Annotated in this window: 24 protein-coding genes and 1 pseudogene; 16 read left to right on the top strand and 9 right to left on the bottom strand. The window is 35.5% G+C overall.

What is annotated here, in order from left to right; genetic code table 11:
- Positions 1-113: 113 nt before the first annotated feature.
- The 3 genes from AC2YJL_RS24680 (at position 114) to AC2YJL_RS24670 (ending at position 3,529) form a co-directional block, all read left to right on the top strand.
- Positions 114-1,250 carry a YibE/F family protein gene (locus tag AC2YJL_RS24680; protein ID WP_372586396.1) on the top strand — a complete coding sequence of 379 codons (1,137 nt, stop codon included), beginning with the start codon at positions 114-116 and terminating at the stop codon, positions 1,248-1,250.
- Positions 1,247-2,032 (top strand): YibE/F family protein, encoded by a 786-nt coding sequence (locus AC2YJL_RS24675; RefSeq protein WP_230932197.1) that lies wholly within the window; start codon positions 1,247-1,249, stop codon positions 2,030-2,032. The genes AC2YJL_RS24680 and AC2YJL_RS24675 overlap by 4 nt, the downstream gene beginning before the upstream one ends.
- A 720-nt stretch (positions 2,033-2,752) precedes the next feature.
- On the top strand, positions 2,753-3,529 hold the full coding sequence (locus tag AC2YJL_RS24670; RefSeq protein WP_144635477.1) for a DUF4046 domain-containing protein: 777 nt from the start codon (positions 2,753-2,755) through the stop codon (positions 3,527-3,529).
- 89 nt (positions 3,530-3,618) lie between these two features.
- Here AC2YJL_RS24670 and AC2YJL_RS24665 read toward each other — a convergent pair whose 3' ends face one another.
- Positions 3,619-3,843, bottom strand: a complete 225-nt coding sequence (locus AC2YJL_RS24665; RefSeq protein WP_098334763.1) for a YczF family membrane protein — start codon at positions 3,841-3,843, stop codon at positions 3,619-3,621.
- Between the two features lie 132 nt (positions 3,844-3,975).
- On the opposite strand from AC2YJL_RS24665, the gene AC2YJL_RS24660 reads away from it, so the two are divergent.
- The 7 genes from AC2YJL_RS24660 to AC2YJL_RS24630 all read left to right on the top strand — a co-directional run bounded on the left by AC2YJL_RS24660 (position 3,976) and on the right by AC2YJL_RS24630 (position 14,363).
- Positions 3,976-5,598, top strand: coding sequence for a spore germination protein (locus tag AC2YJL_RS24660; protein ID WP_230932198.1), 1,623 nt, complete (start codon positions 3,976-3,978; stop codon positions 5,596-5,598).
- Positions 5,588-6,814, top strand: coding sequence for a Ger(x)C family spore germination protein (locus AC2YJL_RS24655; RefSeq protein ID WP_230932199.1), 1,227 nt, complete (start codon positions 5,588-5,590; stop codon positions 6,812-6,814). Before AC2YJL_RS24660 ends, AC2YJL_RS24655 begins: the two co-directional genes overlap by 11 nt.
- A gap of 21 nt (positions 6,815-6,835) precedes the next feature.
- On the top strand, positions 6,836-7,945 hold the full coding sequence (locus tag AC2YJL_RS24650) for a GerAB/ArcD/ProY family transporter (RefSeq protein ID WP_230932200.1): 1,110 nt from the start codon (positions 6,836-6,838) through the stop codon (positions 7,943-7,945).
- A gap of 207 nt (positions 7,946-8,152) precedes the next feature.
- Positions 8,153-9,265, top strand: coding sequence for a GerAB/ArcD/ProY family transporter (locus tag AC2YJL_RS24645; protein ID WP_251569153.1), 1,113 nt, complete (start codon positions 8,153-8,155; stop codon positions 9,263-9,265).
- Between the two features lie 200 nt (positions 9,266-9,465).
- On the top strand, positions 9,466-10,566 hold the full coding sequence (locus tag AC2YJL_RS24640; RefSeq protein ID WP_230932202.1) for a GerAB/ArcD/ProY family transporter: 1,101 nt from the start codon (positions 9,466-9,468) through the stop codon (positions 10,564-10,566).
- A 1,458-nt stretch (positions 10,567-12,024) separates the two neighbouring features.
- Entirely contained in the window at positions 12,025-13,674 is a 1,650-nt protein-coding gene (ltrA, locus tag AC2YJL_RS24635; RefSeq protein ID WP_251569154.1) for a group II intron reverse transcriptase/maturase, read from the top strand.
- 500 nt (positions 13,675-14,174) lie between these two features.
- On the top strand, positions 14,175-14,363 hold the full coding sequence (locus AC2YJL_RS24630; protein WP_230932204.1) for a hypothetical protein: 189 nt from the start codon (positions 14,175-14,177) through the stop codon (positions 14,361-14,363).
- A 116-nt stretch (positions 14,364-14,479) separates the two neighbouring features.
- Here the strand turns inward: AC2YJL_RS24630 and AC2YJL_RS24625 are convergent.
- Both AC2YJL_RS24625 and AC2YJL_RS24620 read right to left on the bottom strand, forming a co-directional pair.
- A pseudogene (locus tag AC2YJL_RS24625) lies at positions 14,480-15,826 on the bottom strand (IS3 family transposase).
- Positions 15,827-15,988: 162 nt separating this feature from the next.
- Positions 15,989-16,414 (bottom strand): hypothetical protein, encoded by a 426-nt coding sequence (locus AC2YJL_RS24620; protein WP_230932205.1) that lies wholly within the window; start codon positions 16,412-16,414, stop codon positions 15,989-15,991.
- Between the two features lie 801 nt (positions 16,415-17,215).
- On the opposite strand from AC2YJL_RS24620, the gene AC2YJL_RS24615 reads away from it, so the two are divergent.
- The gene (locus AC2YJL_RS24615) at positions 17,216-17,416 is read left to right on the top strand and encodes a hypothetical protein (RefSeq protein ID WP_230932206.1); all 201 of its coding nucleotides are present in this window, start codon (positions 17,216-17,218) and stop codon (positions 17,414-17,416) included.
- A 379-nt stretch (positions 17,417-17,795) separates the two neighbouring features.
- On the opposite strand, the gene AC2YJL_RS24610 is transcribed toward AC2YJL_RS24615, so the two are convergent.
- Positions 17,796-18,143, bottom strand: coding sequence for a hypothetical protein (locus AC2YJL_RS24610; protein ID WP_230932207.1), 348 nt, complete (start codon positions 18,141-18,143; stop codon positions 17,796-17,798).
- An 820-nt stretch (positions 18,144-18,963) separates the two neighbouring features.
- On the opposite strand from AC2YJL_RS24610, the gene AC2YJL_RS24605 reads away from it, so the two are divergent.
- On the top strand, positions 18,964-19,281 hold the full coding sequence (locus AC2YJL_RS24605; RefSeq protein WP_230932208.1) for a DUF3243 domain-containing protein: 318 nt from the start codon (positions 18,964-18,966) through the stop codon (positions 19,279-19,281).
- Positions 19,282-19,513: 232 nt separating this feature from the next.
- Positions 19,514-19,723: an alpha/beta-type small acid-soluble spore protein gene (locus AC2YJL_RS24600; RefSeq protein ID WP_230932209.1), complete on the top strand. Its 210-nt coding sequence runs from the start codon at positions 19,514-19,516 to the stop codon at positions 19,721-19,723.
- A 97-nt stretch (positions 19,724-19,820) separates the two neighbouring features.
- Here the strand turns inward: AC2YJL_RS24600 and AC2YJL_RS24595 are convergent, their stop codons facing one another.
- The gene (locus tag AC2YJL_RS24595) at positions 19,821-20,048 is read right to left on the bottom strand and encodes a helix-turn-helix domain-containing protein (protein WP_230932240.1); all 228 of its coding nucleotides are present in this window, start codon (positions 20,046-20,048) and stop codon (positions 19,821-19,823) included.
- Positions 20,049-20,307: 259 nt separating this feature from the next.
- Between AC2YJL_RS24595 and AC2YJL_RS24590 the strand changes: the two genes are divergently transcribed.
- The 3 genes from AC2YJL_RS24590 to AC2YJL_RS24580 all read left to right on the top strand — a co-directional run bounded on the left by AC2YJL_RS24590 (position 20,308) and on the right by AC2YJL_RS24580 (position 21,306).
- A complete protein-coding gene (locus AC2YJL_RS24590; RefSeq protein WP_230932210.1) occupies positions 20,308-20,829 on the top strand; it encodes a hypothetical protein in 522 nt (173 codons plus the stop codon).
- Positions 20,816-20,980 carry a hypothetical protein gene (locus AC2YJL_RS24585; protein ID WP_176526189.1) on the top strand — a complete coding sequence of 55 codons (165 nt, stop codon included), beginning with the start codon at positions 20,816-20,818 and terminating at the stop codon, positions 20,978-20,980. The genes AC2YJL_RS24590 and AC2YJL_RS24585 overlap by 14 nt, the downstream gene beginning before the upstream one ends.
- Positions 20,981-21,174: 194 nt before the next feature.
- Entirely contained in the window at positions 21,175-21,306 is a 132-nt protein-coding gene (locus tag AC2YJL_RS24580) for a hypothetical protein (RefSeq protein WP_269067565.1), read from the top strand.
- Between the two features lie 163 nt (positions 21,307-21,469).
- On the opposite strand, the gene AC2YJL_RS24575 is transcribed toward AC2YJL_RS24580, so the two are convergent.
- The 4 genes from AC2YJL_RS24575 to AC2YJL_RS24560 form a co-directional block, all read right to left on the bottom strand.
- On the bottom strand, positions 21,470-21,916 hold the full coding sequence (locus tag AC2YJL_RS24575) for an RDD family protein (RefSeq protein ID WP_230932211.1): 447 nt from the start codon (positions 21,914-21,916) through the stop codon (positions 21,470-21,472).
- A gap of 196 nt (positions 21,917-22,112) precedes the next feature.
- A complete protein-coding gene (locus AC2YJL_RS24570; protein WP_230932212.1) occupies positions 22,113-22,532 on the bottom strand; it encodes a hypothetical protein in 420 nt (139 codons plus the stop codon).
- 71 nt (positions 22,533-22,603) lie between these two features.
- Entirely contained in the window at positions 22,604-23,098 is a 495-nt protein-coding gene (locus AC2YJL_RS24565) for an SMI1/KNR4 family protein (protein ID WP_230932213.1), read from the bottom strand.
- A gap of 43 nt (positions 23,099-23,141) precedes the next feature.
- Positions 23,142-23,924, bottom strand: coding sequence for a ParB N-terminal domain-containing protein (locus AC2YJL_RS24560; protein ID WP_230932214.1), 783 nt, complete (start codon positions 23,922-23,924; stop codon positions 23,142-23,144).
- Positions 23,925-24,010: the final 86 nt, after the last annotated feature.

Genomic DNA, 24,010 nt, shown 5'->3' with positions numbered 1-24,010 from the left:
AATCCTTTATCCATGATACAATGCATTGTTCTCTCTTTTTTCACTAAGTAAATATAAGCTATAACAATTCTGATGAATATAGAACAGACCCCTTCCGAACGGAGGAATTCGAGATTAAAATGATCATTAATAAATTGAAAAAGATGTCTATAAAACAATGGGTGGTTTATTCCCTTATCGTGTTTTGTTTTGTCCTCTCCATCATTTTTGTGAATCATAATAGCTCATTCTACAAGCAGCCGATAGCTGAAGTGTTGAGCACCCATTTGCAAAGTAAAGAGAAAGTGACCGATCAGCATAACAATAAGGACCAAACCTATAAACAAAGTATCAAAGCCGAAATAAAAAACGGCAAAGACAAAGGGAAAGTTATTCATTTAGAAAATGAATACTCCTCATCTGGCGCTTATGATCAAAAGTATAAACCCGGTAATCAAATCTTCGTTATAATTGATAAGCATTCAAAAGAAAAGCACTTAACCGGATCCATTAAGAATGCCAAGCGAGACAAGTACGTTCTGCTTGTCGGATGGCTTTTCATCTTCACGCTCCTTTTTGTCGGTAAGGAACGGGGATTCCTTGCCTTGATCAGCTTGTTGGTTAATGCTGCTCTGATGTCCTTCGCATTGGATATTTACGTGAACAGTTCATACAAAAGCTTAGTTTTCATCTGCAGTATATTGGTCATCTTGTTTACAGTCATTTCGTTGCTGCTCCTCAATGGTGTAAATGAAATGACGTACGCTTCGATCACATCCACACTGCTGGGCATCTTCCTAACGTTAGGAGTTATGTATGCCGTGGTCCATTTTACAAATGGAAACGGATTAAGATATGAAGGAATGCAATTTTTGACTCGACCGTATGAAATTGTCTTTATGGCTGGCTTGTTGATTGGATCATTAGGGGCGGTCATGGATGTTTCAATCACCATTTCCTCTTCCCTCTTTGGGCTTTATGAAAAGAATGAAAAGATAAGCTTAACGGTACTTCGAAAATCAGGAATGGACATTGGGAGAGACGTCATGGGCGCATTAACCAACATCTTGTTTTTTGTTTATGCGGCGGGATCCATTCCGTCCATGATTTTGTATTTAAAGAATGCTTCACCATTAGGGTTTACCCTTTCCATGAACCTTTCCTTAGAGATTGCACGTGCACTGGCAGGAGGAATTGGCATTATGCTAACCATCCCAATCGCCGTGTACACATCTATCTATTTTATTAACCAAAAGAGGAAAAGAATATGAATGCATTAGTCATCCTGTCACTGATCCTACTTGTTTTAATGATTGTAATTGGCGGATATAGAGGAATGCGCTCTTTTATATCCTTGTTTTTGAACTTTGGTGTGCTTATGTTTACCATTTTTCTTATGCTCGGCCCGCAAATGAATCCAGTCATCATCACTTTAATTTCGTGTGCAATCATTAGTTGTATTAATCTCTTTTTCATTAATAACGTAGATCGAAAAACAGGAACTGCTTTTCTTTCTACAATTGTCACGATTGTTCTTTTGATTGTATTAATTGAGGTGATCGTGAACGTATCTATGATTCAAGGGTATGGTGAAGAAGAGACTGAAGAGCTTGCTGTCTTCTCCCTTTTTGTAGGCATTGATTTTGTTAAAATAGGAGCTTCTGTCATGATCATCAGTACAATCGGTGCGATTACAGAGGTTGCCATATCAATCACTTCATCAATGGGCGAAACAATGAAGCATCACCCTTCAATCAGCAGAAAAGACTTATTCTTGTCCGGAATGAGAATAGGAAAGGATATTCTTGGCACTGATACGAACACGCTGTTCTTTGCCTTTTTTGGAGGCTATCTCGCACTTCTCATCTGGTTTAAGGATTTACATTATTCCATCGGTGCGATCGTGAACTCCAAAATCTTTGGTGCGGAAATGATGACCATTTTCTTTGCGGGGATTGGAGTAGCTCTCATTATTCCGGTTACAGCTTGGATCAATACCTATTTTTCTGTGAAAGCGAGAGAAAAAGCATTGAAAGAAAGCAATGAGAACTAAATAGAAGAAACAAAAAACCCTCTTCGAATGATACGAAGAGGGTTTTACTCAGATTATTAACTGATTGAACCTTCCATTTCAAACTTAAAACCACCTATATATGAGATGATATTATTTAAAAACGTTCGTAAAAGTGGTGTGTCAATATAAAGTCGTTCGTACAGTGTTTTTATACTTTTTCGAACACTGAAAAGCGTTCGCTAATTGAATTTCATTTTTGTTCGTAAAGATATACTTTTATGAACTATATATTTTGTGTTATTGTTAAATTTATACAAATAATTCCACTTTAAATATAGGTTTAAATACTATATCCATAATTGCATAAAAAAACCTATTCCCTGGTGCTTTGATGTGGGAATAGGCTCAATGAGTTAAGATGACATTTCGAAAAATCTCCAATTAACATGCCTTTTTTATTTTACAACAAATCAAATTAGAAAACGATTACATTTTTTGTTTTAAACACAAAAAATTCGCAGCTTAGAAAGAGTGGTGGACTCGTTGGAGTTGGGTTTCAAGAACCAATATGCACGAGTATATATTTTCCTTTATCAATTACCTTATCCCTATTTACATAATAAAAAGAAAAGCTACTGATAAAGGATAAGTAGCTTTTCTTTTTGTTATGTATCTTATCAGATTCAGCTCCATTCGTATATAAATCCCATTATTATACATAATAATAAAAATATACTTTCTCAAAAGGGGCTTTCGATAGTGAATAGAGAACAAGTCATTGAAGTTTATCAAGATGTTCTAGAAAAGAGAAGAAAAAGATTTCCTAATTATTTCTTTGTAGGTAAGGAAGGAAAAAAATATATGCGCTATATGACATGCTATTTACTTGAGCAACACTTATCAATCCCCATCGATAAAATCCCTTTTCAAGTAGGTGCCAATACATTATGGTCTCATCGTCTCAGACCCCCTGCTATGCTATATGGATGGAATTATTATGAAGTCATTGATAATGCCTATCCAGGAAAATTTAAACCTTGGCAATTCCAACAAACTCCTGATAAATATTGGGAGGGAGAAGAAGGAAAGAGAAGAGCTATTGAGGCAGTAAGATATGTAATAGAGGAAAAAATGAAGATTCCTATGGAAGAAATACCCTTTCGAGTTAATTTTAATTTTTTTAGACAACATGGTTTAGGTGGCGCCTTTACGCTTTTAGGCTATTCCCCTTTTCAAATAGTTGAAGCGATTTATCCTAGTGTCTTTAGGCCTTGGCAATTTGCTCATGTTCCCATGAATTGTTGGAAAAATGAAGAATATATTCGAGAGGCAATGGATGATTTCTTATTCAAACAGCTTCATTTCTCTTCCTATCAGGAGGCTTTTCTCCAATTAAAGAGAAGTCATTTTACCGATTTTCAGTTAACTGGTCTCTTTCAAATGGCTTTTGATTCCAGAATGAATAATGTAAGGAAATGGATAAATGAACAACTAAATAACACAGACGATGAATTATTTTATATGAATCTTAATTAATGAAAGAACTGATTGAAACGGGTAGCCTGAACTAAATTACCATTATGTCCATTTCCTATTTTTAAAAATGATAATTGATGAGTATATTGTTACTTGCTTTGATTTTTCTTCTTCATAAAAAGATATAAAGATTCAGCAAAAAAAAGAAAAAGAAGAAAAAAGAGTACAAATAATTCAGCGACTTCCATTACCCTAAATGGACTCACGGCGTTGTACAACGCCTGAGAAACATCAAATCCTTGAACAATATCAATACCTAAAGAAAAGCCCATTAAACATCCCATCATTAAAAGGCTAATACCTATGATTTTCATATCTATCACGCTCCATATAATAGGTTCTTCCCTTTCTTCTATGATGATACATAAATATTTATTGTTAATTTTTACATAAAAAACTCTTATATGGTTAAAGTAATAAAAACTGAAAGAAGGGTGCTTAAATCTATGCCTTCGTTTTTTAAAGATCGCAAACCAAAAAAGAAACGGCCACAGGGTAACGAGAATCAAACTACTGATCATCAAATAGAACGGATACAGGTTTCATTATCAGGTAACCTTAACATGATTAAGCAGAAAACCGGAAATAGTTCAGATGTCGTTATTCGTGAGATAAAAATGGGGGGGGATTCTGACATTAAAACAGCGATTGTCTATGTAGAAGGAATTGTAGACAATCAGTCGATTCAAGAGTATCTACTGCAATCTATGATGAAGGATGATCATAAAGAAGTAATAAATCAGCAAAATGCGATAGACCTGCTTTCTAAAGATATAATGACAATTGGAAACATATCTTCAATCACTAACTTGGATGATTTATTTGCATCTTTAATGGCAGGAGATACTCTTATTTTAGTGGATGGAGTAGATCAGGCACTGAGTGCTAGTACCAAAGGTGGAGAGAAGCGTTCCATTGCGGAATCTACTACCCAAATGGTAGTGCGAGGACCAAAAGGAGCATTTACAGAGTCTCTTGGGACCAACACAGCTATGGTACGCCGCATCATTAAGACCCCAGATTTATGGATGGAGTCTTTAAAAGTTGGGCGTGTAACAAAGACAGATGTGACGCTTATGTACGTACATGGCATTGCCAATGATAAAGTCGTCAAAGAAATTCGTCAGCGATTAAATCGAATTGATATCGACAGTATTTTGGAATCAGGATATATTGAACAACTAATAGAGGATCAAACATTGACTCCTTTTCCAACTATATACAACACGGAAAGACCTGACGTGGTAGCAGGGAACCTGTTAGAAGGGCGAATTGCTATATTTGTGGATGGAACCCCATTTGTGCTGATTGCGCCAGCTGTGTTCATGCAATTCTTCCAATCGGCTGAAGATTATTATGCTCGTTTTGACATTGCAACCTCAATTCGTCTTTTACGTATTTTTATGTTTATGATTTCGCTAATCGCGCCTGCTACCTATGTCGCGGTGACAACCTTCCATCAGGAAATGGTGCCAACCACGCTCATTGTAGCGATTGCGGCACAGAGGGAGTCCGTCCCTTTTCCGGCATTTGTGGAAGCTGTGCTTATGGAAATAACCTTTGAAATCTTACGCGAAGCAGGGATACGCTTACCTAAAGCTATTGGTTCAGCAGTATCCATTGTCGGCGCCCTTGTAATTGGTCAAGCAGCCGTTCAAGCAAGTATTGTGTCACCAGCAATGGTTATCATTGTATCAATCACAGCCATTGCTAGTTTTGCCACACCTTCTTTTGATATGGCGATTTCAGCTCGTTTAATCCGTTTTTTGTTTATGATTGGTGCAGCAACATTTGGTTTCTATGGCATCATTTTGTGCCTTTTATTGATGGTTGTCCATCTATGCGGCTTACGATCATTTGGAGTACCCTACATGGCTCCATTTGCTCCCTTCATCCCTGTAAACAATGCTGATACGGTTGTGAGATTACCATGGTGGACACTGAGACAAAGACCACGATTAATTACTGCTAATACGGTTCGAGAAGGGACAAATCAACACCCACACCCTCCTGCATCTCGAGGTATGGTGAATCGAGATTTTGAAGAAGGTAACAACAATGAAGCGTAAAGGTTTTTTTCTTTTATTAATGATGGCAATGACGCTCTTGCTCACAAGTTGCTGGAGTAAAAAAGAATTAACGGATCTTGCTATTGTATCAGCCATGGGTATCGACGAAACGAAAGATGGAAGATTTCACTTAACACTTCAAATTATTAATCCAGGAAACGTGGCAGGAGGTATGCAAGGAGGAGGAGGCAGTCAAAGCCCTCCTATTACCATCTATTCGGCTTCAGGGGATAATATAGTAGAAGCAAGTAGACGGGCTTCAGGCAGAATCTCTCGACGATTGTATTATGCTCATACAAACTTAGTCGTAGTTGGAGAAAGACTGGCCAGAAAAGAAGGACTTAATACGTTAATCGATGGTTTAGATCGGGATCCGGAATTTCGAAATACTTCCACTCTTGTGATTGCGAAAAACTCGACCGCAGCTGACCTTGTCAAAACATTAACGCCAGTTGATAAAATTCCAGCGAATAAAGTGCTAAAAACCTTAGAATTTACGGAAAGAAAATGGGGAGAGAATGTAAAAACATCACTCCAAGAAGTGATGAAGAGCATTGAGTCCCCTGGAAGAGGAACTGTCGTATCAGGATTTCGTCTAGTTGGTAATCCCCAGCAAGCACAAAAGCTAGATAACCTTCAGGAAAGTGAACCCGAGGCAACGCTTCGAGCTTCCGGAATTGCTGTCTTAAAACAAGGAAAGCTAGTGGATTGGCTGTATGGAAAACCAGCAAGAGGAACGGTATGGATTCTCAATAAAATCCAAGGAACGAATATTAATATTGATTGGGCAGGAAAGAAAGAAGCTATTGCTTATCAAACCGTACGACAAAAAACAAGTGTGTCTGCTCAAGTGAAGAATGGCAAACCTCATATTTCTGTTCATACACGTGTTGAAGGAGATATCGGTGACATGGAGGTACCTGTTGATATCACCAATCCAAAGGTCATTACAAAAATCGAACAATCCGTGAGGAAAGAAATTAAAAAAGAGCTAAAGACAGCTATTGAACGTGCCCAAAAAAACAAAACGGATATTTTAGGATTTGGCGAAGTAGTTCACCGTACTAGACCAAATCAATTTAAAAAATTAAAAACAGAATGGAATGATGTCTACTTTCCAAAGTTAGATGTAGATATCACAGTGGAAGCCTATGTACGTCGAGCTGGCTTACGAAATAAATCGTTTCTTTCAGGAGTAAAAGAGAATCAAAAGTAAGGAGAAGGAGGTGCCAGTTAAATGGAGAAAGCAAAAATCAGTGCCAGTCAGCTCTTTATTTTAATGGTCCTGTTTGAGCTTGGGAGTGCTTTACTGGTACCTCTCGCCATCAGAGCTAAACAGGATGCCTGGCTTGCGATTCTGCTCGGCATGTTAGGAAGTTTTGTTTTATTTTTAGTTTATCATAAACTTTATACCTATTATCCTGACCTTTTGCCTACAGAATATATGCAAAAAATTTTAGGTAAAGTGATGGGTACTGTACTTGCCTTTGTTTACATTCTTTACTTTATGTACGATGCCTCAAGAGTTCTACGTGATTTTGGTGAAATGTTGTTAACTTTTTCCTATCCTGACACGCCTTTATTCATTGCCAATGCATTATTAATGCTTGTCATTATTTACACCATTAGAAAAGGAATTGAGGTCATCGCTCGATCAGGAGAACTGCTTTTTATTTTTATGTATGTCCTTGCCGTTGGTGGCTTTATCTTAATTATATCTTCTGGGTTAATTGATTTTAAAAATTTACAACCTGTTTTGGAAGAAGGGTTACTATCATCGGTAAAGGTTGCATTGGCTGAAACGTTATATTTTCCGTTCACTGAAGCGATTGTGTTTACCATGATTTTGCCGTATTTAAATGATTCTAAGAAAGCAAAGGTGACCATGCTATGTGCAACTGGATTAAGTGGAATCAATTTGGTTATTATCATGCTCATTAATATTAGCGTGCTTGGAGTTAATCTAACTGCGCGTTCCGAATTTCCACTTCTTAGTACAGTCGCGAGCATCCAAGTAGCTGATTTTTTAGAACGACTTGATGTATTTTTTATGCTTGCTATGGTGATTGGGATTTTTTTTAAGGTTACCATATTATTTTATGCAGCCACCATAGGAACAGCTAACTTATTCAAAGTTAAGTCACCTTCAATGTTAGCGTATCCTTTAGGTATTGTTATTCTATTTTTATCTATCACGATTGCGAGTAATTTCCAAGAACATCTCCATGAAGGATTATATATAGCCAAGTTTATTCTGCATATTCCTCTATTCACAATAATTCCCCCTATCCTTCTTTTTATAGCTTTCTTACAAAAAAGGAAGAAGCATGGGGGAAACCATGTTTGACTAGCTAGTTTTCATATAGAATATTGTCTTTATAGCCTCATTTCCTAATAAGGTAATTACCCGTAGAAAGATTCTCTCTACACTAGAGTTACCTTTAGAACAAATCTCATCTTTATTACATAACGTTCGAAAGTGATAGAAAGTTAAATAACCATTCAAAAAAGCAGAAGGACGCTTTAATAAAACCAAAAAGGAGGTCGCAATTGAATGGAAAAAGCTAAGATTAGTTCTAGTCAGCTCTTTATCTTAATGGTTCTGTTCGAGCTGGGTAGTGCTTTACTGGTACCTCTTGCGATAGATGCAAAACAAGACGCTTGGCTTGCAATTCTCCTTGGAATGGTATTCAGTTTCGTTCTATTGTTAATCTACCACAAGCTTTATACCTATTATCCTGACCTTTTGCCTACAGAATATATCCAAAAGATCTTAGGGAAAGTATTAGGTACCGTACTGGCTTTTGTTTACATTCTTTATTTTATGTACGATGCCTCAAGGGTTCTACGTGATTTTGGTGAAATGCTGTTAACTTTTGCCTATCCTGACACACCTTTATTCATTGCCAATGCATTATTAATGCTTGTCATTATTTATACCATTAGAAAAGGGATTGAGGTCATCGCTCGATCAGGAGAACTGCTTTTTATTTTCATGTATGTCCTTGCCGTTGCTGGCTTTATCTTAATTATATCTTCTGGCTTAATTGAGATTAAAAATTTACAACCCATTTTAGAAGAAGGTTTATTCCCTGTCCTAAAAGTGGTATTTACTCAAACCTTGTATTTTCCATTTACAGAAGTCATTGTATTTACCATGATTTTGCCGTATTTAAATAATCCTAAGAAGGCAAAGGTGACCATGCTATGTGCAACAGGGTTAAGTGGAATCAATTTAATTATTACCATGCTTATTAATGTCTGTGTACTTGGTGTTGATTTAACTGCACGTTCACAATACCCACTTCTTAGCACAATTCAGAGCATCCAAGTAGCTAATTTTTTAGAAAGGCTTGATGTATTTTTTATGCTTGCTTCAATTATCACTATCTTCTTTAAAATCTGCTTGTTATTTTATGCAGCTGTCATAGGTACAGCAAATTTATTCAAGGTTAAATCACCTTCAAGGTTATCGTATCCTTTAGGGCTAATCATTCTCTTTTTATCTATTACCATTGCGAGTAACCTTCAAGAACATAACTATGAAGGGCTGAAGGTGGCAATGTTCACTATACACATTCCTCTTCTTGGGATTATTCCTCCTTTGCTTCTTCTTGTAGCTTTCTTTAAAAACAGGAAGAAGCATGAGGAAAACACATTTAACTAGCTAATTTTCATATGTAATATTGTCATTCTTGTTAAGCTCTCCAGTAAAGTTCTTACCCGTAGAAAGAATACTTTTAGCCTAGAATTAACCTTAAAGTAAATCTGCTATCTATTACATAACGTTTAAAAGATTGTACGTTATGAAAGGTCGAGAAAGCAAAAGATTAATTTAAATAAAATTAGAAAGGAGGTTCCAGTGGAATGGAGAAGGCAAAAATTAGTGCCAGTCAATTATTTATTCTAATGGTTTTGTTTGAACTAGGTAGTTCTTTATTGGTACCTATTGCAATGGATGTAAAACAAGATGCCTGGCTTGCGATTCTGCTTGGGATGGTAGGAAGTTTTGTTCTATTTCTAGTCTATAATAAGCTGCATTCTTATTACCCGGATCTCCTGCCTACCGAGTACATGCAAAAAATCATGGGTAAAGGGATTGGAACGGTACTTGCCTTTGTCTACATCCTTTATTTTATGTATGATGCAGCAAGGGTTCTCCGTGATTTTGGCGCGATGTTGTTAACCTCCGCCTACCCTGAGACTCCTTTATTCATTGCACATACTTTATTAATGCTTGTCGTTATTTATACGATTCGAAAAGGAATCGAGGTTGTAGCTCGCTCAGGAGAGATCCTTTTTATATTTATATATATTTTTGCCATCATGGGATTTATTCTCATCGTATGTTCAGGTTTAATCAAGTTTACAAACTTACAGCCAGTACTTGAGGAGGGTGTATTCCCCGTCCTGAAAGTTGCATTTACTCAAGCTATCTATTTCCCGTTTGCAGAAGCGATGGTATTTACAATGATTTTACCCTATTTAAAAAACCAAAAAAAGGCAAAAATGACGATGTTATGTGCAACAGGACTAAGTGGAATCAACTTAACTATTACCATGCTTATTAACATTAGTGTACTTGGGGTTGATTTGACTGCACGTTCACAATTTCCTCTTCTTAGTACCGTACAAAGCATCCAGGTAGCTGACTTTTTGGAACGTCTTGATGTATTTTTTATGCTTGCTTTAGTTATCGGTGGTTTCATTAAGATTAGTGTGTTGTTATATGCAGCTGTCATAGGTACGGCTAACTTATTTAAGATTAAATCACCTTCACGCCTTTCATACCCTTTGGGCTTCGTTATTCTATTTATGGCTAGCACGATTGCCAGCAATGTTCAAGAACATCTACATGAAGGACTAAAGGTAGAAATGTTTATTCTGCATATGCCTATCCTCGGGATTATTCCTTCTCTGCTTCTTCTTGTTGCTTTCTTGAAAAATAGAAAGAAACAGAGGTCATAAAAGGTTTATTTGCATTATTTCCTTCGAAGATGAGGTGGTTCTTACAATCTGTTAAACCCCTATAAGACAAGGCTTATCAGGGTGAATTTACACTATTTGAGGTGGTTTTCATGTATACCTGGTTTTATGATCATTTTGTTAATACAATTCTATTTCCTCTTACTTGTATAGTAATGGTAGCCATCACGTTAAGTACATATACATACTTAAAATTGAGGAAAGCAAATAATCAATAGTCTCTAGGAATTGTTGATTTTTAATATCGGTCTTTCTTCCCCCCCTTTAAAAAAGCTGATTATGTGTAGTTTACTTTTCGTCATATCATTAAGTGAAACTAAACGTATTTTATTAAAAGTAGTGTTATTGATTTTACTCCGTGTCGACAAATGAAACTTTTTTCTACAAAGTATTACGCTTCTAAATCACAGAATATCAATGATTATTTAACAGTTATTTCTTTTATTTCGACGCGAATTTTTCTAAAAAGATATACTTTTACGGATAAGATATTTAAATCTATTACAAGATGTTAAAGTAATTATTATCGTTAACAAAATAAAAGAGCAACCTCGGCATTGGCAAGCGAGGTTGCTTTCACATAAGGGGTCGTTCAAACGTATCCGAGAATGAACAACCCGACTATAACATATTTTTAATATTCATACTATTTCCGATGTGCTCTACATATGTATAAAAGGTGGTCTTTTTATACATCAACATCTCTTTGGTTGTGCTCCTAAACGTTAGTGTGTCAAAGATGTATAAAAAGCTGCATAAAGCAGAAATCGTAACCTCATCGGAATCCTTGCCTACCAAGGGTTCTTTTTTTTGTGTGTATTCCGGAAAGAGGTATTATGGTGCGACAAGAAGTCGCTTTCTTACAGTGTAGCTAACGCTACTTATCTAGACGCGAAGATGATCTCCATCCAAAACGGCATTCTTGGTAACGAGTTTGTCGGTTGCATGAGGAAATGCGGAAACAGAGGACAAATGCATGGTCCAGAATACTGCTAGGAGAAGATAGGCATGGTAAACGAAAGTGAAGGTTTGTAAGCTTCGTTACTCTTAGCTCAAGATAATGCATAGATTGGCTTGGGTCTTGGTAAGAGGAACAGTAGAATCATAATGCTACTCTGATGCGTCCCGCATCTTACCCGGAGTAAAGAACCTACCTACCCCTATCGTATCTGTAGAATGTGGAACTTGGTAAGCCCTATGTCATCTGCATCAGCAGTAGAATGACTGCAAAGTCAAACGATGTGACAGAGGGTATGGGATATGAGAAAAAGCTAAAGCCGTTAACTTGAAAGGGAACAGGAAAGCAGGAACACTGTATAACTGGACGGATATTGTCGTCTTTATGGACAATGACAGGCTCGAAAGAGCGCCCACTTCTCATGGGTCTTCAACACGAAAATAAAGTTGTGGCTATCTTCTAACGAAAAGGAGCGTGCTGTTATGAATACCTCTCTACGAGCGTCGGCGCACGTCTCGCATAAAGATTGGTACTCTATTGATTGGAGTATTATACAAAAATATGTAGCGAAGTTACGACAAAGAATTTATCGTGCCGAACAACAAAATCAACAAAGAAAAGTAAGGAAACTTCAACGTTTACTCCTTCGGAGTAAAGCAAATCTACTGCTTTCTATTCGCAGAGTAACACAACAAAATACCGGAAAGCGAACACCTGGTGTAGACGGCTATACGGTCTTCAAACCAAATGAACGTATCACACTATATCAACAACTGTTAGGATATAATGTCTTTCAACATCGCCCAAAGCCAGCGAAACGAACGTTTATCGCTAAGAAAAATGGGAAGCTAAGACCTCTCGGTATTCCGACGATACGAGATCGAGTGTATCAAAACGTAGTAAAGAACGCACTGGAACCTCAATGGGAAGTTAGATTCGAAGCCACTTCCTACGGTTTTCGTCCTAAACGAAGTACACACGATGCTATAAGTAACCTCTTTAACAAGCTGAACACAAATAGTAAGAAAAAGTGGGTATTTGAAGAAGATTTCCTAGGATGTTTCAACCATCTTAACCATAATTGGATAGTAGAACAAACATCTTCATTCTCAGGAAGTACTCTTATTAAAAGATGGCTCAAAATGGGATGCATAGAGCAGGATATGCTCCATAAAACAACAGAGGGAACTCCTCAGGGAAGTATTGTGTCCCCTCTTCTGGCCAATATTGCGTTATGTGGGATGGAAAAAGAGATTGGTATCTTCTATAGAAAAACACACAAATCAAATGGAAGATATAAAATCGATCCCAAATGTAAAATAGGACGTATTCTTTACGCAGATGACTTCGTCATCGTAACGGAAACGAAGGAACAAGCTGAAAGTATGTATCAGAAACTCAATCCTTACTTACAAAAGCGAGGAATTAAATTGAGTGAGGATAAAACCAGAATTACACATATCGAGAGTGGGTTTGATTTCCTTGGTTTTTCACTCCGACAATACAAAACGGAACAAGGCAATAAGTTATTAATCAAACCCAGTAAAGACAGTATCAGAAAAGCAAAAAGCAAGATAAAAGATACGTTCGCAGTGATGCGAGGACGACCCGTAAAAGAACTAATACGTGTTTTAAACCCAATTATTCGTGGTTACGGACAGTATTGGAAACATGTCGTTTCTAAAAAGACGTTTGGTTATATAGACAACTACGTCTTCTTGAAAATAAGGAAACATCTTAGACAATTGCATCCAAGGAAGTCTTGGAAGTGGATTAATAAGCGCTATTTTAAGAAACCCCACCATGGTGGAAATAATAAATGGATTCTCACATGTCCACTTACTAATATTCAATTGTTGAAGATGTCTTGGATTAAAATAGAACGACATGTCATGGTAGCCTACAAGAACAGCCCAGATGATCCGAATCTAAAAGAGTATTGGGAAAAGCGAGACCGAAAGGTCTTTAATAGCGAAAATACTTTAGATAGGATGAAACTCGCAAGGAAACAAGGATATCGTTGTGCATTGTGTAAGCAGACTCTACAAAATGGAGAGAAAGTTACAGTGCGAAACCTAGAGGTTTCTACAGGTAAATTGGCTAAATTAGTACATGTACCATGTCTTGAATAAGTTGTTTGGATAAAAAGAAGGCTTGAGCCGTATGACGGGAAATCTGTCACGTACGGTTCTTAGGGGGGCGGGCGCTCGTGAGAGTGCCTGCCTACCCGACTTAACTAACTTTGTATATGATATACAGCTTAAAAACAGAAAAACTCCCCCAATGCGTTAAGGAAGTTTTCTGTGTAAAATTCGAATAAGAAAGTCCGTAGATGCCTCACGGCGTCTTGTATAGTTTGCTCACTGTATTTAATATTATTCGAAATAGGCAAGTTTAATATAATAAAAAGTAGACAGAATATTTTATTAATTACTTTACTTTGTAAACGCTTTCATTTATACTGAGTGTAGGTTGGATGGCATGAGTGGCTGTCATAGTATTTAGCGTAGGTGGGGCTGATACGAGGAAACAGGGCATAAAAGAAATGTCCTTATTTGCTTAGGAAATATTATGGAATTCTTTCAAAGTTTTTATTTTTTCACTTAGTTGATTAATTAGAGAGGTGTTTTATATGAATAAAAATGAAGGTACTAACGTTTTTTTATTAATGTTGTCGGTAATCTCTATTTGTGCAGGATTGTTATTAACAAATGTTTTTATTTATTCTCCTATTATTGGTTGGCTTGTAGCAGTATTTTGTTTAATAATGAATTTTATTTATAAAGAGGAACAATTGAAATATAGAAAAAGAGAAGATTAAGAATAGAATCTTCTCTTTTTTATGGATTCTTATAATACGTTTTATGGTAACTAAGAGTAATATAGAAAAAACCTATTGGCTCATTTGAACTGAACCCAAAAAGTTAGACACGTTATTTAGGCAGCTAATGAGGATTGAATTCTGTATTCTACAGGGGTCAATCCTTTTAATTTTTTTTATTCGTAGATGGTTGTAATAGAGGATATAGGCCTCTAATTCCTGTTTGAACTGTTCTATACTTTCAAATTCTTGTAGATAGAGTAACTCTGATTTTAATAGACCAAAGAAGTTTTCAATAACCGCATTATCTAAACAGTTACCCTTACGGGACATGCTTTGAGTAATGTTATTTCCCTTCAATAAATGCTGATATTTGGTCATTTGGTAGTGCCATCCTTGATCAGAATGAAGAATAGGGCAGTCTCCCTCATTTAAACAGTCAAATGCTTTATGTAACATCGTAGTGACCAGTGAAAATACAGGTCTCTTGTCGATATGGTAGGAGATAATTTCCCCATTAAAAAGGTCCAAAATAGGTGATAAGTAAAGCTTCTCTCCGAATAGGTGAAACTCTGTGATATCGGTTACCCATTTTTCATTTGGTTTAGATGCTTTAAAATCACGTTTAAGGATATTTGGAGCGATTCTTCCTGTTCTCCCACGATAAGAACGATACTTTTTGAGCCGAACGAGGCACTTTAAGCCTAGCTCTTTCATCAATCGACAGACCGTCTTATGATTAATAAGATAGCCTAGACGGTGTAATTCTAGCGTAATACGACGATAACCATACCTCCCTTTGTGTTTATGAAAGATATGATGAATGGTTTCTTTAATTTCTTTATACTTGTCAGGGCGCTTAAAGGCTTTTATCCAATAATAATACGTACTACGAGCGATTCTAGCTACTTTGATAAGGTCGACGACCTTATACTCATGCCTTAATTCAAACACTACTTGGGCTTTTTCTCGCTCTTTAATTCCCTTGATGTTTGTACTAAGGCGTTCAACTTTTTTAAGTACGCATTTTCCATTCGTAAATATTCAAGTTCCTTTACTAGCTCTTCATTTGTTTTCTGTGAATCATTATTTTTAATCGAATTCTTCTTCACTTTTGGCGGCCTCCTGGTCTTGGCATACAGGCCGTCCATGCCCTGTTCTTCAAAGATTCTTCTCCATTTTATAACCGTTGAATATGAAGGGATATTAAATACAGAAGATGCTTCAAGAATAGACGCTCCCGTTTTTTCAATATACGTTAATACGTCCATTTTAAACTCGGCAGAGTACTTTGTATACGTTGATTCTAAACCTTCTTTCCCATGTTTTTTAAATAATGCCACCCATTGAATAACATCTGATGTATTCGCACCATATAACTCAGCTGTTTCTTTATATGAATATTGCTTATTGATGTAGAAATCTACAGCTTTTAACTTTGTTTCAAGTGTGTGTTTTGACATAAAAAACTGCACCTCCAATTATTAGTTTTTGTCTAACAATTGGGGTGCAGTTCACGCATAAGGTAGTTTTTTTCTCTAATTGGCATTTTAGAGATGATGCCTTACGGCGTCTTGAGTAGTTTGCTCTGTATAGAAAAAATTCATGTAATGAAAAGCAAAGAATTAGTGTTTTCTTATAATTAACATTTCAGCAGCATGGTCTAAATGTTTTTCTGATTCCTCCAACCGTTTTTGGGTGTTTACTAAAGATTTTTGAACAGATGAAGGTGTAACAGCTAGAACTTCAATACTCTTGGTTTCTGTACACACCAGGTGACCTATACCATCTTTCCATTGGATCGTACATTTAAAATTCCCAAATAACTTGTTACTTGTCTGTAAAACCAAATGTTTCGTTATAGAATCAGAATTAGCACCCTGCGAGAGCATTGATATCGCTTTACCTCGATCTTCTTCATGAATAATGGTCCATATATTAGACGTAGAAGGAAAATAGGTATGGGTTATGTTTGAAGAATTTAAAATTTTACCTTCTTGATTGATTTGAAAATAAGGAACAGGAATCCATTTAGTTTTACTAGTATCCATGTTCTATCTCCTTTAAATTAATAATTTCATTTTTAAGATATATATTATATACATCTTAAAAATGAATCACGGATGTTGTCAACTTTAAACTTTGAGGAAGTGTCTATTTTTAAGATATAGAAGACAAAAAGAATCCTTTGCCCATGTAGGCAAAGGATTTTCAAATTTATTGGAATTGGGGGGAATACGTTATTAGTCTGGCCAGTTTTGTAGATTCATATACATATATCTTTAAAAACAAATGTTGTCATTCACGATATATAAAAAATAACTTTGTCTCCGTTTTATTGTTCGTTAAGTAAATAATAAATTATTTAATTTATTATTAAGGTTTTACTAGTTACACATCTTGTAGACAAATAGAATGTTTTTCTACAAAGAATATAGAACTACTATAAGAGTTATGTGCTAGATTAAAAGTGACCATATATTGTTTTTACATCTAAACTAACCTTGAAAAACGTTCAATAGTCAGTCATCTGGTACGATGAAGATAAACGATACGAATAATGTTTAGAAAAGTCATATCTCATTAGTTATTAATTGACTTATAGAATTGGTTTAAGTTAACATTGAACAAACTTAATACTCAAAAGGGGAGTAGCTGTACAACAAAAGTCGTCACTACGAAACAAAATGTTTCCGGCTTTGTTGGCAATCTTAATTGTTAGCAAGACCTTTGCCTACTTTTTTAGTTAGGTGAAGTCTGTGTTTGTACATCAAGCGCTTTTATCTACTAAAAGGATAAAAGCGCTTTTTGTTTTTTATAGATTTAAAATGACTATGAGGAGTGATTAAATCATGTTCAAGAAACTGTTTGATTCACTAATGAATAATAAGCACAAGCGTTACAGTAGCAGTGATTACAGGAGAGGAAGATCAAAACCTTTTAAAAGTTATAGCAGCAGTGATGATTATAGGAAAAGAGATGGTCATCACGGAAGTTATGGACATCATCATTATAAGAGGAAAAGAAAGAGTGGAAGTTTCTTTAGTAGTTAAATGAGAAAAGGGTACCTCGTTCTAATGGCATTGGAGAAGGAGGTACCCTTAAAAAAATCTATAACTGAAAATAAAGCGTAACATATTCTCGCTATAAACAGTAGGTGTTACTGTCGGAGCATAAGTATATAAAGCTTGGTTGTTAAGCAGTTCTTTAACAAATAATCATTAGTATGTTCGTCATTTATAAAAAACCTGCCTACCTCATGAGAGCACTCTCTCTTTCCCCCCTTGCGCGTGAGCTGCTGAAAAAGAGGGGTTTTTTCTATGGTCCAAAAGAGTAATTAGGTTAACTAAAGCTTTACTACAACATTCTCCAAACATAAGCTTTTTTATTATTTTAAGTTTACCAACAGAATTTTTGAAACCGTTAAAGGTTCTACTTTATTTTCGAAATAATAATCCCTGCAATCATAATGAAAAAACCCAATGCTGTTTTCCAAGTAGGAACCTCTTTGAAAAATAGATAACCCATTAATATTGAAATTACTATCTCTATTCCTTTAGATGTAACTAAAACAAATGTTAAATTCTGAATCGCTTTAAGTCCAAATTTGATGCCGTATCCGATGAGCATATTGGCTATTAAAAATAGTGGAAAGGCAAAAAGTTGATACTTTAAAGTCGTCCAAAAGGCTGGATCAATATGCTTACTTTGATACGAAAATAATAGGTTTATTAGAAATAAACCAAAAAATAAAAAGGTAGCACCATAAAAATAACTCATCCGTATACACTCTCATCATAATCATATTTGTTATCAGTTTACCCAACAAATGTTTCTTTATGCTATAAAAATTGCCTTAGGTAAAAATGGTAGCCTTGATACAAAAAACTATGCTCCTTAAATAATAGTTAAGAGGTCATTTTTTATAAATGATCTTAAAAAATCAGGTTGTGATCTAACAGTCTTCTTTGGAAATTGACTATCATCAGATTAAAAACAAGAAAAGCCCTCAAATTATGAGGACTTCTCTTACCTATGAAATAAGAAATGGAATTTTCATTCGCATCTACAAAACGTATTGTAACATGTATTAGGTATGAAAAATAAGCTATTCAGACCCTAAAAAAGGTATTCTAAGATTCCAATTGGGTTTTACAGGGGAAAATTTTGTTATATAATGCCAATCTATTTATTGTTAAATAAAAAAGCTAACTTAGGTCGTCATGTGAGCTAGCTTATAAAGGAAACTTAATATGAAATTTGTTTCACAATAAGTCATATTGTAATTTTTTTCAATATCAATGGATTTAACACTGATTCTGTCTATCTAGATAAATTAAGGAGATACTTTTTCCACAGGTTCATTAGAAGAAATATTTTCTATCCACTCTTTTTTTAATATCTGCTTATATAGACCGTTATTCAATTCATCATCAATTAGTCAAGATAGTGTGAAGATAGTTCAGGTGAAATAGTAAAAGGAAATTGTCATGAAGAAAAATTCTACAGCACATTAAAATGGAATTAAATGTTTATACACCTATAATTGGGGGACTTATCTTATAAGAACATCACTATTTAATTGAGAGGAGAATAGAAAATGAACAATAATACTGGGACTGTAGAAAATAAAGTAGAGAATAAGCTAAACGAGATGAGTCAAGAGAAGAAAGACAGCATTCTTTCTAGTTTTAACGAATTCAAAACATACTTAGGTGATAAAGTCACAAAAGGTGAGAAATTGGGGTTGAATGATGACCAATTAACTTTGGCAGCTAAAAAAATAGCTGATTATTTGGCAAAACATGAGGAACCACAAAATGAAGAGCAATATTTATTACATGAGCTATGGAAAGTTGGAAGTGAGGAAGAACAACATCACCTTGCCCGTATGCTTGTTAAATTGGTTAAAGAATAATTTAAGTTACTTACTAGGATTTCAAACTACATGATTCATCTTACCCTATAAGACTATATCCATATAAAAGGACATTGCTTGTACAAGCAATGTCCTTTTTTCACTTTTTACAGTGTCATTGATTTCTACCATTTAGTATGTGGAATGAATGCTAAATTATACGTCCATTATTTTCTATGTATATACATCTCTGACAATAGGAAACTTAAGAGAAACAAGGAGGTGACACAACATGGCAAACAACAAAAGCAGCAACAACAATGAATTATTAGTATACGGTGCTGAACAAGCAATCGATCAAATGAAATATGAAATCGCTAGCGAATTTGGTGTAAACCTTGGTGCTGATACAACTGCACGTGCAAACGGATCAGTAGGTGGCGAAATCACAAAGCGTCTTGTACAAATGGCTGAGCAACAACTTGGCGGAGAACGTTTCTAACAAAACTTTATAATGATGGCTTAAGGAAGAATGGATATCCATTCTTCTTTTTTCTGTCTTTAAGCTTCTTCTCCTAATACTTAGCAGCATTCTTTATTTATATTTGTAGAAAATCTTCTACTTTTACATCCTTCTTTAACTTTTGCAGTCCTTTATTTATTCTGTAAATTGTGGAGTATTTGGGTATGTAGTTTTCGTCATTGCAAAGTCTAGATATAGTTGGACGACTTAATTTTGTTGCCTTTTCGAGTTCTAATTGATTAATGTCGTCTTGTTTATCTAACCATTTTCCAAACTTTGTTCGCTTCTTTCCTAAGCCTAGAATCATACAGCCATCTCCTTTAAGAAGAAGTATGGACATTATGTAACTTTTTTAATCATTAGAAAAAAAGTTACATATAGGACAAGCAGTAGTTCATATCATAAATTAAGACGTCAGAAAGAGACGTCAACTTAAACTAGCAGGAATGGAGCGAATCAAGTGACAAAAGAATTAGCAATCTCATTATTAAGTCGAAAAGACGTCTATTTAACGGTAGAGGGTAAACAGATATTAGAGGTCATTTTGAAAGAAAAAAACGCGTATGAAGAAAAATAAGAAGACTAAACATCAAGTAGACACCTATCGACCAACTGTACGGTATCACTCTATTTATCGTACATATGTAGATAGCCTTTTTCAGGCTACCGAGTTAGACCGAAATCAAATTATAAGGTGTGCGCTCTTTACAGCAGCGCACAACCCTGTCTTCTTAGCATTGATGAATCAGTATAAAATGAGTGACGTCCCTCTTCCTTCCTCTCCATGGCAACCTTCTTCCTACCAGTTATGGATGGAACAAGAACCAAACACCGAAGAGAAAGGAGGAGGCAACCATGATAACCTTGAGCGAAAAGGAACGTCTACAAACGCTTTTACGTTACTTGGAGCATCAACAGATGGCCAATCAGTGTCGGGAACTACTGCTCAATCCGACCGACAGTCTTCCACCAATGAAAAGACAGCACGGGTTACAAGACGTCAGCAACCGATTAAGAGACGAACAAGGGAGATTCCTACCTTACAATTATCAAACAATGGAGGAATTAGACTTGATTTTAGATGAAGAATTCGAGATACAACGAAAACTAAAAATAGATCCGATTGAAGGTTCTTATAATAGCTATGCGGTGAACGAAAAAGAAAAGAGGGACTGGAGTGGAAATATCTACTTAACTTGTGTTGCAGCAATTTTAGCCATTGCCTTTTTCACCTGACGTCTTTTTAGAATAGTGTCGATATTTTGGTCATAAACATATAGCATGAATACAGTTAAGACCGCCTTATAAACTGATACATAATGGGCGGTCTTTGTTCTAAATATGATTAAAAACGTTTGGGAAATGAAAAATAAAGAAATAGAGATATATTAAATGTATCTTTTTAGACTTGTGACATAGGAGGAATGTAGATGGAACATAGCCCTTGTTTTGAAGAATTAGTTTCTGATTTTGAGAAATGTTTAAATCGACATTTAAATTACAAAGAAAAAGAATTACTTGCATGGATAGTGAAAAAAGAAAGTAATAAGTCTGTTCAATAATTTACAGTTAACCTCTTCATATTTCAAAAAACTCTCTGATGTGTAGCTATCCTACCCATAACCGGTAGTTGCTACACAGAAAAACCTCCTACACCTTAATGTGTAGGAGGTTTGAATAGTCCCAAATAGTAGATTAGAAATAGAAGGTATTCGGCATTGTTGATTAATCTACCAATGCTTGTTTATCGTCTATTTCACCTGGTTTTGAATATGTAACATACGTGCCTGCCATCATATCATGAAGACTTCTTTTATCCTTACGGAAAACCACCATGAACACACTTACAATTAACGCAATACCTAATGTAAGACCATAAACAATGCCGGCTACAAGAACTCTTAATAGCATTGCTCCGACTCCAAGTTTCTTTCCATTGACTTTGACAATTCTAACTCCAACAATTCGTTTACCTATAGTATATCCATACCATAATATAGGTACAGCAACCGCATAGATGAAACCTATGATTGATGTAATGGGATCGTCACCATCAAAGTCTCCTGTAATAAGAAAACCGATAAGCCCCAAAGGAATACTTACAATAATACCATCTAATAGATTTCCTAATAGGCGTATCCAAAATCCTGCTGGTTTGATGACTTGATTCACTTTATATTTCTCCCCTTCTTATAAATTAACATTTTATCTATCTATATAGCTCCCTAGACGATGATAATATGATTAAAGAGAAAGGTAAAAAATATAAAATGATTTAAATTTATCCACTAATAAATAGAAATTATTCCTATTGTAAGACCACACATAAGACTCACGATGAAGACACGTAAAACCGTAGATCCGCAGCCTACATTTCGCTAAGGTTATAGTTAAATCGTTTGTATACCTTGTTTTTGTGTTGGTGATTCGTTTTCATAATGTTGATTATGACATGTTGCTCACTTCTCCAATGCACATTCACATCATGAATCATAGAAGGTTGAATTCCTTGAAGCTCTTTATATTGGTTAAGAGTGCTTCCGGGTTGTCCGTAGTACATTCTAAGAGAATCAGCCTTTTGTTTTTGCTCATAATCAAAGTAATCAGTGGTTTGTTTATATATCTTTTTTACTTCAACAATGTTTTGTTTATTAGGAGATGTGCTGGTCGTAAGTGAGACGTTACGTATCATGTTTGGCTGTTGCTCGTATTTATCCAAGAAGTAGTTCATCATAAATACGAGAAAAATTACTCCAAAGGATAACATGATCCAAAGCCACTTTTTCATGTCGACACTTCCTCTTTTATGATTGAAAATCAAAATGAGTAGATAATCTCATTGCGAAATAGCATTTTCTGCTATTTCGTATCCTTAGATAATAACATACTCAAAAACTCTTGAAAGTTCTCAGCCACTTTTGATGTAGCTGGATCACATTCATATGATTCTTCATAATCTAGGAAATCAACAGACGGATTGTTCTTATCATAGTGAAAATTTAAACACAAATAATCTCCCCATGCTAGCTTCGCAATTGGAATTAATTCAGATCCAATGAGATCTTCATCATAAAAATTCCGTCCTTGTTCTCCTAAGCAAGTTTCGCAGCAACCAATATCATACACACCATAAGGATGCTCACTAAAGTTTTTAATAATGCCTAAAAAACGTTCAATTTGACATCTCTTATTGATGATTGTTAGTGGTGTAGAATCTATTACTGTACATCCGTTATATTGTTTCAAGAATTCTTTATACGCTTTGGGCAATTGGATGCGAAAAGAAACTTCTATTTTTGCAATATCTTGCTCCTCTGGTAATGGATAAATGACGCTTTCCTTCACCAATCTCATTTTTATCAGTCCCCTTGCAATAGGCCATCTTCAAGGAAATACATTATGACTTTTGGTATTCATACATAACCGGAACTTTATCCATTTTAACGGTTTTGGCTACAACATAACGACGGTAACCGTCTTTTAAGATATTTGATCCTTTTTCAATCGTCAATGGCTCATCTAAGCGTCCTGTACGTTTCACAAAATCAATGACCTTTTGGGTTTTTTCAGGATTTGGACGTGTCTTTAAGAATTCTTCAGGTACGATAATATCATCAAAGTTCAACAAATCCTGTGTCCCTTTAGGTTGGTTCGGTAGTGTATTCTTTTTAGGTTCAGCCTTTTTCTCTTCTGTAGGCTCTTGCTTTGCTTCTGGCTGAACAGCTTTTGTTTCTTTCTTTTCTTCTTTTGCTGCAGGTTGAGAAGTAGTTACTGGTTTTTCTTCCTGTTTGGTAGCAGCAACTTCTTGTTGCGCTGCAGAAGCCTCTTGTTTGGCCTCTTTTTTATCGTTTGAATCATTACCTTCTTTGTCTTTCTTATTCGGGATAACAGTAATCTGGAAGCAGATTACGCCTACTTCACCAGGGCATTCATCAATCGGAATATCTAATGTGGGTTCTCCTTGAATTAAGATTTTTTCTTGCATAATGCTTTTTTTCGTGAGCCCTGTTTTGTTAAAAGCTTTCTTTGCAACAAATACCGTGTACGTAATAAACGTACTCTTCTTCAAGCCTTTAGGCGCAGATGGTGACCCTTTTTCACGCATATCAAAGGCAACATAGCGATCGTATTCTCGTAGTGGTCCTGTGGCTGATCCAGTTAAGGTAATTTTATGTGGCATAATGTTCTCCTCCTGCGTAGATATAGATTTATTTAATATTTAGAACAGTGTTCTAAATAAACATATCCTAATAATAATTCAGCTTA

The sequence above is a fragment of the Priestia sp. SRI_019 genome (assembly GCF_057586255.1).
The sequence above is the reverse complement of the archived record's forward strand: the minus strand, read 5'-3'. Positions and strand labels throughout refer to the sequence as shown.